This is a genomic window from Citrobacter sp. RHB35-C17 (assembly GCF_013816795.1).
In the GTDB taxonomy this organism is placed as follows: Bacteria; Pseudomonadota; Gammaproteobacteria; order Enterobacterales; family Enterobacteriaceae; genus Citrobacter_A; species Citrobacter_A amalonaticus.
The window spans coordinates 1,252,159-1,265,664 of the sequence record NZ_CP057150.1 but is presented as its reverse complement, the minus strand read 5'-3'; the positions used below and the strand labels follow the sequence as shown (position 1 = coordinate 1,265,664).

Annotated in this window: 12 protein-coding genes and 1 other annotated feature; of the genes, 3 read left to right on the top strand and 9 right to left on the bottom strand. The window is 55.2% G+C overall.

Translation table 11 applies throughout. The annotated features are described in order from the left end of the window. The first annotated feature begins 104 nt into the window (after positions 1–104). Positions 105–1,076, top strand: a complete 972-nt coding sequence (aes, locus tag HVZ37_RS05950) for an acetyl esterase (protein ID WP_044258924.1) — start codon at positions 105–107, stop codon at positions 1,074–1,076. On the opposite strand, the gene hemH is transcribed toward aes, so the two are convergent. The 8 genes from hemH to HVZ37_RS05910 all read right to left on the bottom strand — a co-directional run bounded on the left by hemH (position 1,073) and on the right by HVZ37_RS05910 (position 9,136). Beyond that, entirely contained in the window at positions 1,073–2,035 is a 963-nt protein-coding gene (gene hemH, locus HVZ37_RS05945) for a ferrochelatase (RefSeq protein WP_043001546.1), read from the bottom strand. The genes aes and hemH overlap by 4 nt on opposite strands. 163 nt (positions 2,036–2,198) lie before the next feature. After that, positions 2,199–2,843 carry an adenylate kinase gene (gene adk / locus HVZ37_RS05940; protein WP_181628200.1) on the bottom strand — a complete coding sequence of 215 codons (645 nt, stop codon included), beginning with the start codon at positions 2,841–2,843 and terminating at the stop codon, positions 2,199–2,201. Positions 2,844–3,028: 185 nt separating this feature from the next. Continuing rightward, entirely contained in the window at positions 3,029–4,903 is a 1,875-nt protein-coding gene (gene htpG, locus HVZ37_RS05935) for a molecular chaperone HtpG (protein ID WP_181628199.1), read from the bottom strand. Positions 4,904–5,013: 110 nt separating this feature from the next. Then, complete coding sequence (gene recR, locus HVZ37_RS05930) at positions 5,014–5,619, bottom strand: recombination mediator RecR (RefSeq protein WP_043001549.1); 606 nt, start codon at positions 5,617–5,619, stop codon at positions 5,014–5,016. After that, on the bottom strand, positions 5,619–5,948 hold the full coding sequence (locus HVZ37_RS05925; RefSeq protein ID WP_001515903.1) for a YbaB/EbfC family nucleoid-associated protein: 330 nt from the start codon (positions 5,946–5,948) through the stop codon (positions 5,619–5,621). Before HVZ37_RS05925 ends, recR begins: the two co-directional genes overlap by 1 nt. 53 nt (positions 5,949–6,001) lie before the next feature. Then, positions 6,002–7,930 (bottom strand): DNA polymerase III subunit gamma/tau, encoded by a 1,929-nt coding sequence (gene dnaX, locus HVZ37_RS05920; RefSeq protein ID WP_181628198.1) that lies wholly within the window; start codon positions 7,928–7,930, stop codon positions 6,002–6,004. Further along, positions 6,605–6,669: a sequence feature (DnaX frameshifting element), on the bottom strand. Its footprint overlaps the gene before it by 65 nt. A 112-nt stretch (positions 7,931–8,042) precedes the next feature. Next, entirely contained in the window at positions 8,043–8,594 is a 552-nt protein-coding gene (apt, locus tag HVZ37_RS05915) for an adenine phosphoribosyltransferase (protein ID WP_043001551.1), read from the bottom strand. Between the two features lie 164 nt (positions 8,595–8,758). After that, a complete protein-coding gene (locus HVZ37_RS05910; RefSeq protein ID WP_043001552.1) occupies positions 8,759–9,136 on the bottom strand; it encodes a DUF454 family protein in 378 nt (125 codons plus the stop codon). Between the two features lie 69 nt (positions 9,137–9,205). Here HVZ37_RS05910 and priC point away from each other — a divergent pair, with 69 nt between their 5' ends. Then, on the top strand, positions 9,206–9,733 hold the full coding sequence (gene priC, locus HVZ37_RS05905; RefSeq protein WP_043001553.1) for a primosomal replication protein N'': 528 nt from the start codon (positions 9,206–9,208) through the stop codon (positions 9,731–9,733). 14 nt (positions 9,734–9,747) lie between these two features. After that, on the top strand, positions 9,748–9,909 hold the full coding sequence (gene rsmS / locus HVZ37_RS05900) for a pleiotropic regulatory protein RsmS (RefSeq protein ID WP_043001554.1): 162 nt from the start codon (positions 9,748–9,750) through the stop codon (positions 9,907–9,909). Positions 9,910–10,028: 119 nt separating this feature from the next. Here the strand turns inward: rsmS and mscK are convergent, their stop codons facing one another. Continuing rightward, positions 10,029–13,388, bottom strand: coding sequence for a mechanosensitive channel MscK (gene mscK / locus HVZ37_RS05895; protein WP_044258930.1), 3,360 nt, complete (start codon positions 13,386–13,388; stop codon positions 10,029–10,031). Positions 13,389–13,506 lie beyond the last annotated feature (118 nt).

Genomic DNA, 13,506 nt, shown 5'->3' with positions numbered 1-13,506 from the left:
TAGCACATTCCCCTCTGGACGACAGAGTTTCAATAACAGACGAACGGATCGCAGTTTCCACGACGGAAGCTTTTACAATGGGTCGATTTCACAAGGAGCGTTTTATGAAACCAGAGAATAAACTTCCCGTACTGGCAAGCATTTCAGACGAGATGCGCGCAGTGCTGAATATCCGGCAGGACGATTTACCTCCCTGGCCTGCCGCCGATGATGTGCCAGCGATGCGCCAACACTACATTCTTGAACGACGCTTCTGGAATGCGGATGCACCGCAAATGCCAACGCGGGAATATGCCCTCCCTACGCGCTGGGGAGAGGTGACAACGCGCCTGTACAGCCCAACGCCAGACAGTCAGGCCACGCTGTTTTACCTGCACGGTGGCGGTTGTATTCTCGGGAATCTGGATACCCATGACCGAATCATGCGTCTGCTGGCAAGCTATACCCAGTGCACGGTAATCGGCGTCGACTATTCACTCTCACCTGAGGCGCGCTTTCCGCAGGCCATTGAAGAGACCATTGCCGCCTGTCAGTTCTTTTATCAGCAGGCGGACGACTATCAGTTGAATATGACGCACATTGGCTTTGCCGGTGATTCCGCTGGCGCGATGCTGTCGCTCGCCAGCGCGCTGTGGCTGCGCGATAAGCACATATTTTGTGGAAAGGTGGCGGGCGTGCTGTTGTGGTATGGACTGTACGGCTTACAGGACTCAGCAAGTCGACGACTGATGGGCGGCGACTGGGACGGTCTCAGCCGTCAGGATTTGGAAATGTACGAAAAAATGTATCTGCGTGATGCCGACGATCGCGAGTCGCCGTACTATTGCCTGTTCAACAACGACCTGACGCGCGACGTGCCGCCCTGCTTTATCGCCGGTGCGGAGTTTGACCCGCTGATCGACGACAGCCGTCTGCTCTTCGAGACGCTTCAGGCGCACCAGCAGCCCTGCGAATACAAAATGTATCCCGGCACGCTGCACGCCTTTCTGCACTACTCACGCATGATGAAATCTGCCGATGACGCCTTACGCGATGGTGCGCGTTTCTTCACTCAGCAGATTAACGCTGCACGTTAGCGGTACGGGGCTGTCAGTTTCAGCATCATATCGATATGTTCCGGCGCGGCATTTAGCGCCGGAATATATTCATACTTTTTACCGCCCGCTTCGAGGAAGATCTCTTTATTCTGCACCGCAATTTCTTCCAGCGTCTCCAGACAATCCGCCGCGAAGCCCGGACACATCACCTGAATATGGCCCGTTCCCTTCTCGCCTAACATCTTCAGCGTTTCATCAGTGTAGGGCGTCAGCCACGGTTCACGACCAAAACGCGACTGGAAGGTCATCATTACTTTTTCTGGCGGCAGACCGAGCGCAGAAACCAGCTCACGGGTGGTGTCACGACAGCGCTGCGGATAGTCGTCACCTTCATCAGCAAAACGCTGCGGAATGCCGTGGTAGGACAACAGCAGCAAATCCGGTTCGCCGTGTTCGGCGAACGAAGCCCGCGCACTGTTCGCCAGCGCGTCAATATAAGCGCGATCGTCGGCGTAATCGCGAATAAACGAAATGCCGGGAATACGACGTTTACGCGCCAGAATGCGCGCCAGCTCATCCCAGACCGCAGCAACCGTTGAGCAGGAATATTGCGGGTACAGCGGCAGCACGACGATATGATCCACGTGGTTCGCCAGCAGCTCGTCCACCGCGCTTTCCAGTGACGGCGAGCCATAGCTCATACCCAGCGCGACGGGCGTGTCCGCCAGGCGCGCAGCAAGCGCCTGCTGCTGTTGACGGCTGTAGACCATTAGCGGAGAGCCGCCTTCCATCCAGACAGACTGATAAAGCTTTGCCACACGCGGGGCGCGAAGCGGCAAAATCACGCCGCGCAGCAGCGGCCACCACAATACACGGGGCGTATCGACAACACGTGTATCGCTTAAGAATTGCCGGAGATAGCGTGTTACTGCCGCCGGAGTGGGGGCATCGGGAGTGCCAAGATTTGCCAGCAGGATACCAGTTTTCGTCTGACGCATTACCGCCTCTTATCGATTCAAATTGTTGATAATTGTAGCGGAAAAGTGAGTAAGAAGAACTAATTGCTGTGAGAGGTAAAACGAGAATTTGCCTGATGGCGCTACGCTTATCAGGCCTACGCGATAATGGCAGGCCTGATAAAAGGTTCACTACGCGAAAAACTTAACCGAGGATTTTTTCCAGCGCGGTGCGCACGTCAGCAACGGCCTGAGTCCCGTCAACTTTCGCGTATTGCGTGTTACCTGCTGCCGCTTCTTTCTGGTAGTAACCAATCAGCGGCGCCGTCATCTGATGGTATTCCACCAGACGCTTACGCACGGTCTCTTCCTGGTCGTCTTTACGGGTGGTCAGCTCTTCGCCGGTCACGTCGTCTTTACCTTCAACCTTAGGCGGGTTGAATTTGATGTGGTAAACGCGGCCAGACGCAGCGTGTACGCGACGACCAACGATACGGTCAACGATCAGCTCATCCGGTACGTCGAATTCGAGAACATAATCTACCACGATACCGGCTTCTTTCATGGCGTCAGCCTGCGGAATCGTGCGCGGGAAACCATCTAACAGAAAACCGTTACGGCAATCTTCCTGCGCGATACGCTCTTTTACCAGCGCGATCACCAGCTCATCCGTCACCAGCTTACCGGCGTCCATGATGTCTTTCGCTTGTTTGCCCAGCTCGGAGCCAGATTTCACGGCGGCACGCAGCATATCACCGGTGGAGATTTGCGGAATACCATACTTCTCCATGATGAACTGAGCCTGAGTTCCTTTACCCGCGCCCGGAGCGCCAAGCAGAATGATACGCATTACGAAAATCCCCTTAAAGGTTGTCGATATTTTTAAAAAAGCGCTAAACGATACCACCATCACGCATTTGTCTCAAGGAAGGTGCCAGCGCTGAAACGGTTAATGAGGGAAAATTTAGAAAAGAGAGGCGATTAAAAGAAATGCCGGATTGCAATCACGCTTATCCGGCATTCACATCGCAGTTATCAGGAAACCAGCAGTTGGTTCATGCGGCGGATGAACTGGTTTGGATCTTCGAGCGTGCCGCGCTCAGCAAACAACGCCTGATCCAGCAGAAGTTCAACCCACTCGTTGAATTGCCCTTCATCCTGGGTATCTGCCGTGCGTTTCACCAGCACGTGGTCCGGATTGAGTTCAAAGATGTATTTCACTTCCGGTACGTTCTGACCCGCTGCGGCAAACAGTTTCGCCATCTGGGTGCTCATTTCGTCCGCGTCGGTGGTGACAATCGCCGGCGTATCGGTCAGACGGTGCGTCAGACGTACGTCTTTCACCCGGTCGCCCAGCAGATTTTTCACGCGCTCAACAAACGGTGTCAGCGCTTTTTCCGCTTCTTTCGCGCTTTCATCAACCTCATCGGCCAGCTTGTCGATAGACTCGTCCGCTTTGGCGACGGACTGGAACGCCTTACCGTCAAACTCGGTGAGGTAGTTCATCATCCACTCGTCAATGCGATCGGAGAGCAACAGCACTTCGATGCCTTTCTTACGCAGCAGTTCCAGGTGCGGGCTGCTCTTCGCTGCCGCATAGCTGTCAGCGGTAATGTAGTAAATCTTCTCCTGCCCTTCTTTCATGCGAGAGACGTAGTCTTCCAGAGAGACGGTCTGCGCAGAAGAGTCGGTATGCGTCGACGCGAAACGCATCAGTTTGGCGATGGTTTCCTGGTTAGCATGATCTTCCGCCGGCCCTTCTTTCATCACCAGACCAAACTGCTGCCAGAACGTCTGGTATTTTTCCACATCATCTTTCGCCAGTTTTTCCAGCATCTGCAGAACACGCTTAGTCAGCGCGCTACGCAGGTTGCGGGTGACGGTGCTGTCCTGCAGGATCTCACGAGAAACGTTCAGCGGCAGATCGTTGGAATCAATAAGCCCTCGCACGAAGCGCAAATAGTTCGGCATGAACTGCTCGGCGTCGTCCATGATAAAGACGCGCTGGACGTACAGCTTCAGGCCATGTTTGTGATCGCGGTTCCACATGTCCCACGGTGCCCGCGACGGGATGTACAGCAGACTGGTGTACTCCTGCTTCCCTTCTACGCGGTTGTGGCTCCAGGTCAGTGGATCGGTAAAATCGTGCGCGATATGCTTGTAAAACTCGTTGTACTCGTCATCTTTGATTTCCGACTTGTTACGGGTCCACAGCGCCTGCGCCTTGTTGATTTTCTCCCAGGTAACGACGGTTTCACCGTCTTTCTCTTCCTGTTTTTCTATCTCAACCGGCAGGGCGATATGGTCGGAATATTTGCTGATGATGGAACGTACGCGCCAGTCATCGAGGAACTCGTCTTCGCCTTCACGCAGATGCAGCGTGATTTCCGTTCCGCGATCGTCTTTGGTGATATCGGCAACGGTGTATTCACCTTCGCCCGCTGATTCCCAGAACACGCCGTTCTCCGGCTTGTCGCCTGCGGCACGAGTGCGGACCGTGACTTTATCCGCGACAATAAAGGCCGAATAGAAGCCTACGCCAAACTGACCAATCAGTTGGCTGTCTTTCGCCTGATCGGAGCCCATGGATTCAAGGAAGGATTTGGTCCCGGACTTCGCGATGGTCCCCAGATGATCGATCACGTCATCACGGTTCATCCCCACGCCGTTATCGGCGATGGTCAACGTACGCTTATCTTTATCGAAGGAGACGCGTACACGCAGTTCACCGTCGCCTTCATAGAGGTCCGGGTTCGACAGCGCGCGAAAACGCAGCTTGTCTGCCGCATCGGAGGCGTTAGAGATAAGCTCACGCAGGAAGATTTCTTTATTGGAATACAGAGAATGGATCATCAGATGCAGAAGCTGTTTTACTTCTGACTGAAAACCACGAGTTTCTTGTCCTTTCATGTAGATCTACCTCAACAATGCCATTTTCAATGGTAAAAACACGTTGAGGGTGAAATGGGGACAACCGGGGGGGATTTCAAGCGGAGGCCGCGAGCACAGCCTCCGTTTGTTCAGAATTTAATCTTGTGGCGTCCTGCCAGAGAATGCGACAGCGTGGTGCCGTCCACCATCTCCAGTTCACCGCCGACCGGCACGCCGTGTGCGATACGGCTGGCGTCAACGCCATATTGCGCGCAGAGTTCAGCAATGTAGTTCGCCGTGGCTTCCCCTTCGACCGTCGGGTTGGTCGCGAGGATCACTTCACTGAGTTGCTCGCAGGACAGGCGCTGCTCAAGTCTGTCGAGACCGATATCATCTGGCCCGATGCCGTCGAGCGGCGACAAATGCCCCATCAGCACGAAGTAGCGCCCGGAAAACTGCCCGGTCTGTTCAATCGCATAGATATCCGCAGGACTCTCGACCACGCAAATCTGGCCGTTTTCCTGACGACGCGGATTTGAACAGATATTGCAAACCTCTTGCTCGGTGAAAGTGCGGCAATCGGCGCAGTGACCGATTTCCGACATCGCCCGGGTGAGCGCTTGCGCCAGACGCATCCCGCCGCTGCGGTCACGCTGAAGCAGCGTAAACGCCATGCGCTGCGCCGACTTCGGGCCAACGCCCGGCAGGCAACGCAGTGCTTCCATAAGCTGAGTTAACAGCGGGCTGGTTTGCATCAGAACGGCATCTTAAAGCCTGGCGGCAGTTGCATACCGGAGGAGACAGAGGCCATTTTTTCTTTCTGGGTCTCTTCAATGCGACGGGCAGCATCGTTAAACGCAGCAGCAACCAGATCTTCCAGCATCTCTTTGTCATCTTCGAGCAGGCTTGGGTCGATCTCCACGCGACGGCAGTTATGCGCGCCATTGATGGTGACTTTCACCAGACCCGCGCCGGATTCACCGGTCACTTCCAGCTTCGCGATTTCTTCCTGCATCTGCTGCATTTTTTCCTGCATCTGCTGGGCCTGCTTCATCAGGTTACCCAGACCGCCTTTACCAAACATAGGCTTCTCTCTCAATCACGTTAAGGGATGACAATCATAAGCGTCGCTTACGATCAAATGGGGCGGATACTCTCTTCATCCAGATCCGCATCGAAGAACCGACGCAGGGTCTGGATGTTGTTATCCGCAACTATCGACTCACGCGCCTGCGCAAGTTTCTCTTCATAAATCGCCTGACGCCACTCCAGCGGCGTTCGCACCGCCGGATTATCATCTTCTACGATGGTCAGTTCAACCGTTGAGCCCGCAAGCTGACTCAGTGCTTCCGCCAGCTTTTGTTGTGCACCGTTGGAATTCAGGTGACGCTGGCTGGAACGCAAATGCAGACAGACCGCATTATCGTTCTCTTCTTTCCAGGCGTTGAGCGCGACCTGCTCAACCAGTTTTGGCAGCGAAAGCTGGCTGACCTGTGCCGCCCATGGATCGCGTTCAATCGCTTCTGCGGCAAGCTTAGCTGCCAGTTCCGGCGTTTTCTCATGCTCCAGCGCTTTTTTCAGCGCCTTTGGTGTCGCCACCACTTCTTTCACTTCAGCAACCGGCGTGGTCGCCTTCCAGCGATAGGCTTCTTTCTTCGCCGGCGCCTGTTCGAGCGCAGACGGTGCAGGACGAGCCTGCACGCGTTCTGATACCGAAGCCAGTCTTTCCAGCGCAGCGTTATTCACCGGCCGCGCGCGGGGTGCGGCTGCCGGTTCACTCTTTTTTGCTTTGGTTGCTCCCTGCGCACGTTGCAGTTGGTTGCGCGCCGCCAGCACCTGGCTGGTGGATTCCGGTAGCGGTGCTGCCGGGGCCGGTTGCGCGGGTGCAGACTGCTGCGGCACCTGGGTCGGCGTCATTACCGCCGTTGGCGCGACAGGGGCAAATGATTGTCGCGGAACCTCGGGTTCTGGTAGCGGCATACGCGGATGAAACGCCAGCGCCCGCAGTAAGGTCATTTCAACGCCCATGCGTCTGTCTGGCGCGTACGGCAATTCTTTACGGCCAATCAACAACGTCTGGTAATAAAGCTGAACGTCCGCCGGCGGCACGGTGCGCGCCAGTTCACGAATGCGCACTTCGATCGTCGCCATGTCGCCGCCGAGTGCGGCAGGAGACAACTGGACCAACGCAATACGGTGCAGCAGACCAAGCATTTCGACCAGCAGTGCTTCCCATTCGATTCCTCGCGCTGCGGCCTCGTTGACCAGCGTCATCACCCGTTCACCGTCGGCAGCGATTACCGCCTCCACCAGCGACAGCGCCTGATCGTCATCCAGCGTGCCGAGCATCGCGCTCACCGCCTGGGTGGAAACCTGGCCATCACCGCTGGCTATCGCCTGATCGGTCAGACTCAGCGCGTCACGCAGACTGCCATCGGCCGCACGGGAAAGCAGTTGCAGTGCGCGCGGCTCGTGGGCTATCTGCTCTTCGTTAAGAATGTGTTCAAGCTGATGGCGGATCTGGTCGACATCCAGCGCCTTAAGATGGAACTGCAGGCAGCGGGACAGAATGGTCACCGGCAGCTTCTGCGGATCGGTTGTCGCCAGCAGGAATTTGACGTGCGACGGCGGCTCTTCAAGCGTTTTGAGCAGCGCGTTAAAACTGTGGCGAGACAGCATATGCACTTCGTCGATCAGATAAACTTTGAATCGACCGCGCGCCGGGGCGTACTGGACGTTATCCAGCAGATCCCGGGTGTCTTCAACTTTAGTGCGCGAGGCAGCATCGATCTCAATCAGATCGACAAATCGCCCCTGTTCGATTTCACGGCAGTTATCACACACGCCGCACGGCGTGGCGGTAATGCCGGTTTCGCAATTCAGTCCCTTTGCCAGCAGACGGGCAATGGAGGTTTTACCGACACCCCGGGTACCGGAAAAAAGATATGCATGGTGAATACGCCCTAACGACAAGCCGTTCGCCAGTGCGGTCAGCACATGTTCCTGGCCGACGACGTCAGCAAAGGTTTGTGGGCGCCATTTTCGGGCTAAAACCTGATAACTCATTGGCTGGCTCTGAAACGCTGGAAGGTGGATTCATAGGGGGGAATGCTAACACAACCTCACTAATTCAGCGAGGTCATGTCTTCAGCTAATACGTCAGGTGCTGTTGAGCCGATTAGTGCCCCGGGAAAGGAACCAGGCTATAACAGTTGATGCCCTGCTGCGCCAGACGCTGTTCGCCGCCGAGGTCAAACAGGTTGATGATGAACGCCGCATCGGTCACTTCGCCGCCCAGACGACGGATCAGTTTCACGGTCGCTTCAATCGTACCGCCGGTTGCCAGCAGATCGTCAACCACCAGCACTTTATCACCGGCGTGGATCGCATCAAGGTGGATTTCCAGTTGATCGGTGCCGTATTCCAGTTCGTAGCTTTCAGCGATCGTTTCACGCGGCAGCTTGCGCGGTTTACGCACCGGCACAAAGCCAACGCCCAGACCCAACGCTACCGGCGCGCCAAACAGAAAGCCGCGAGCTTCGGTACCGACAACTTTGGTGATGCCTGCATTTTTGTAACGCTCAACCAGCAATTCGATGCTGAGTGCGTAAGCTTTCGGATCTTCCAGTAAGCTGGTGACATCACGGAAAAGAATGCCCGGTTTCGGGTAGTCCTGAATGCTTTTAATGCTATTTTTGAGAAACTCAAGCTGCTGTGCAGTTGCGGTCATAAGTTTGTGCCTGATTAATACGGTGTTACTTCACGGCGCACTATACACTTCATCCTTCAAGCGGCCTCTTTATTGGCTGCATTAATTTGACCCAGTGCGCCTGTGCTCGAAAACGGTCGAATTTACTGGCTACCGCTCGCAATTGCAACCGCGATTATTATGCTTCAGTGCTTTTGTTGCTTTTCGTCAATCACAGGTATTCGCCACATAAATACCAGAAGGCAAGCCAGGATCACCAGCAGCAGGATCCGCACCCACCACATCGGGGTCAACCACAGCGATACGGCGAAGGTGATGAGGATCATTACGATCGCACGGGGCTTAACGCCCGGCGGCATAGCCTTATATTTCTGCCAGAATCGCAAATAGCTGCCAAACCACGAGCGGTAGAGTAACCAGTTATGGAAACGCGGCGATGAGCGGGCAAAGCACCAGGCAGCCAGCAGGATAAACGGTGTCGTCGGCAATACAGGCAACACGACGCCCAGCGTCCCCAATACAACCGCCAGCCAACCCGTGATGATTAAAAGGATTCGTTGCATAATAAAGGCATATCGCAAACCAGAACGCTACTTTAGCATAACAGTTATCATTTTCATCGGAGTGTTACAGTGAAAACCGCCATGCTGCTGCAAAAGCTGGAAGATCAGCTCGCTCTCCTGCGCCAACGCTGTGCGCCGGTGGCGCAGCATGCCACGATCAGCGCCCGTTTCGATCGCCATCTTTTTCAGACGCGTAGCACCCTGCTCCAGGCCTGTCTGGATGAAGCTGAAGGCCACCTTCAGGCGCTACGTCAGGCGGTTGAACAGCAGCAACTGCCGCAAGTGGCCTGGCTGGCGGAACATCTGGCGTCGCAACTGGAAGCAATCTCCCGCGAAACCGCCAGCTGGTCGCTGCGGGAGTGGGACAGCGCCTCGCCGGGTCTGGCACACTGGCAACGCAGACGCATCCAGCATCAGGAATTTGAGCGACGTTTGCAGGAAATGACCGCGCAGCGCAAAGCGCGGCTGGCTCAGGTCACCCGTCTGGACGAACAACAAACGCTGCAACGCGAAGTGGAAATCTATGAAGGTCGTCTGGCGCGCTGTCGTAAGGCGCTGGACAATATTGAACGTGTCCTGGCGCGTTTAACTCGCTAATCCCTGGAGACGCTATGTCACTTGAAAACGCCCCGGATGAGGTCAAACTGGCCGTCGATTTGATTGTATTGCTGGAAGAAAACCATGTCGCCCCGGATACCGTCTTGAAAGCGCTGGAAATGGTTAAACGGGACTATGAAAAAAAAGTGGCTCAAACTGCTGACAAACTTGATTGATTTTTGCCGGATGGCGCTGCGCTTATCAGGCCTACATTTCTGAGCGGGTATTGGAATTTACCCTGCGTTGTAGGCCGGATTAAGACGCAAGTGACGCCATCAGGCATGCGATCGTTTGATTAAACCGCAGGCGTCGGATCGTCGCCTTTGATCTCGCGTTTCACCTCTGTGACCTCATCGCCCTTCTCGTTGCGCAGATGCACTTCAAGCTGGTTAAAGGCGATATCAATGTTGTTTTCACGGCACAGACGATCGATTGATCGGTTCAGTTCATCAACCGTGTGGCTACGATCGCGAAGTTCACGCACGTACAGACGCAGTTCATGATCCAGGGTACTGGCGCCGAAGGTAGTGAAGAACACCGCCGGCTCAGGATCGTGCATCACCTTCGGATGCTCCATCGCGGCCTGAAGCAGGACTTTCTTCACTTTATCCAGATCCGAACCGTACGCCACGCCAATGCGGATCACCAGACGGGTGGTGGTATCAGACAACGACCAGTTGATCAGGCGCTCGGTTACAAACGCCTTGTTCGGGATGATCACCTCTTTGCGATCGAAATCGGTAATGGTGGTTGCGCGGATACGGATCTTGCTGACGGTACCAGAGAATGTGCCGATCGTCACCGTATCGCCAATCCGCACCGGACGTTCGAACAAAATGATCAAACCCGAGACAAAGTTACCGAAAATCTCCTGCAAGCCGAAACCGAGACCGACCGATAAGGCCGCCGCCAGCCATTGCAGTTTATCCCACGACACGCCGAGCGAACCGAAGACCGTCATCGCCCCGACGGCAATGATGATGTAGTTCAGGATCGTGGTGATGGCGTACGAGGCGCCCTGGCGCATTTTAAGACGCGACAGCACCAGCACTTCCAGCAGACCCGGCAGGTTACGGATCAACGCCCAGGCGACCATCGACGCGATAATGGCAAACAGCAGGCTGCCCATCGTCACGCTTTTCACTACCGCTGCGCCCGCTTCGGTGCCGTTGTAGTGCCAGAGCGTAATGCTGTCGAGATAGCTGAACACGGTGATCAGATCGGACCAAATCGCCCAGAACACCACCGCAAACAGTGAAATCATCAGCAGCATCGTAATGCGTAACGTTTGCTGGTTCACCTGCTCCAGCGCGATGGTGGGTTCTTCCTGTGGTTCCGCTCCTTCGGCCCCCTCTTTCACCAGATTCTGCCGACGCGCCAGTGCACGACGCCAGGCGATACGCCGCGCCGCGACGCTTAAACCGCGCAGCACCGTCTGGTAGAGCAGGTTCCAGATGATGACCAGATAAACGGTTTCAATCCAGCGGCCCGACAGGCGCAGCGTGGTGTAAAAGTAGCCGGTTGCCGTCAGCACCATCAGCGCAATCGGGATGATTGACAGGATGGTGATCGTCACCAGGCGCAGGCCATGTGACTCTTTATCACGCCAGCTTTCGCGGCACATCGGCCAGACCAGAAACGCGATCAGCAGCAGGTTGAGGAAAATCATCGCCTGCCCCAGCACATCGTCCATCAGATGCAAGGGAGAAAGCTCTGCCACGACTGACCAGAAATGCAGCGGCAGTAGCGCCAGGCTGATGCGCACAATCTGGCGACGCCAGTGGCTGGTCAGTTGCGCAGGCATACCGAAATGGCGAATCGCCACCCCGTCTTTTTCGAGCACTTTCCAGCACAGCCCGAAAACCAGCCAGAAGATTGCCAGTTTTTTACTGAATGCCCACAGCAGATCGCTGATGTTTAACTGCATGGTCAGCAAAATCAGGCCGACCGCCAGAATCAGCAGACATACCGGCAGCGCACGAATCAGATCGATCAGAATCGCTTTCGGTGTGTTTAGCTGACTGTCATTGCGCAGCGATCCCACCGCGGCGGCGAGTTGCTGCTGCCAGGCTTTCAGCCACTTCAGACGCCAGCGAATCAAGCCGGCAATGAGCAGTAGTGGCAACCCAGCCAGGAAGGCGATAAACACCGCCGGCCACGCTTTTTCCCAGTTCACCGTGATTTTCATCGACTTGAACTGATCTTTCAGCGACTGCGGGAAGGCTTTGATCCAGTCCCAGTCCATTGGCCGGTTGCTGTTTACCCAGAAGATTTGCTGGGTCAGGATCTCTTTCAGGCTTTTCGAGACGCTCATTAACTGCTGCTGATTAATTTGCAGATTAATGGCCATCATGAGCTGATTACCCAGTTGCTTGTTCAACTGGTCCAGCAGTTCACGGCGCATATCGACAACCTGTAACAGCGCATCGTGGACTTCGTCATTCACTTCATTACTGTGGCCTTCTTCCAGCTTAGCCACGAACGCATCGTTCTGGAACAACGCGTCACGCTGCTGGTTGATTTCGAACTGCTCCAGACGCAGGTCCGCAATGCGGTTGGTCATGTCCGAGAGTTCATCCGCCGACGGCAGCGTTTGCTGCTGTTGATAGAGAATACGCGACAGCAGCAGACTGCCCTTCAGCACTGCGATTTGTTCTTTGATATTGCGTTCAGATTGCAGTGCGCGGTCCAGCCAGTTTTTGACCCTGATGTTTTGCTGCATCAGCGAGTTGCCATTTTCCGTCGCGGTGATCAGGCGCTGGCTGAGCTGATGGTTGATTTCCAGCTCCTGTTTCACCAGTGGGTTGGCCTGGATCCGCGCGGTTTCATCCGGGGAAATGGCCTCCTGCGCCGTTTTTTCCGTTAAGGTCAGGCGCTTGCTGTTGACCGCTTCCTGCAGTAGCTGTAACTGGTGCTCGAGCCGGTTGCTGTTTGCCGTAATATAGTCACGCTGCTTTTGCAGGGTGTCCTGCAACACCGTATTGCCTTCCAGGCTTTTACGTTGTTGATCGATCTGGGCGTTCAGTAACGTCTGCTGGGCCTGTAAAAGCACCTGCTGAGTCGGTCGTAACGCCGCTTCGCCCACGCTAGTGCCGTCCAGCCGGTTGCGAATCTGCTGAAGCTGCTGAGAAGCCGTATACATCGCATTTTGTACACGCTCGGGCTGCGTTTGCAGGGAAACGAGCTGGCTGTTATAGGTGGCGAGATCGTTTTGCGCGTTCTGCAAATCATCCAGAACCTGCGCCACGCGCAGTTCTAACTGGCGTAATGAAAGCGTACTGAGCGTCTTACGCGTTTCATCATCATTATCCACATCGCTGAGCGCACTCAGCGCCTCTGTCGCCTGACGCATTTTTTCTGGTGCCTGCGCCACGCGCTGACGGAGCTGGGTCGTCTCGTCTTTCACCCGCTCGATTTTCTCAAGCGTTGCAATGGTCTCGACGAGATCCTGCTGAACCAGTTTATCCTGCGCGGAGAGGTCTTTTTGCTTATTGAGCGTATCCAGTTGGCTTTGCACATCCGCCTTCGAGGGCAGATCGCTGTTTGACGATGCGCGAGCAAGCGCCAGAGACTGGCAGGACAGCATTAAGATGAAAACAGCCACCGTGATAAAAACTCGGTGCTGAGCACGTTTATAGAGCGGCAACATAGTCATGTGAATGAAGGTTTCTGAACCGAAAAGACGACCGAAAATAGTCAACGCGCAAGAATATCACGGCTCTGTCAGACAGAATAGCGGCAGCGAAACCGACCAGGATTATTCCTGGAGTAGC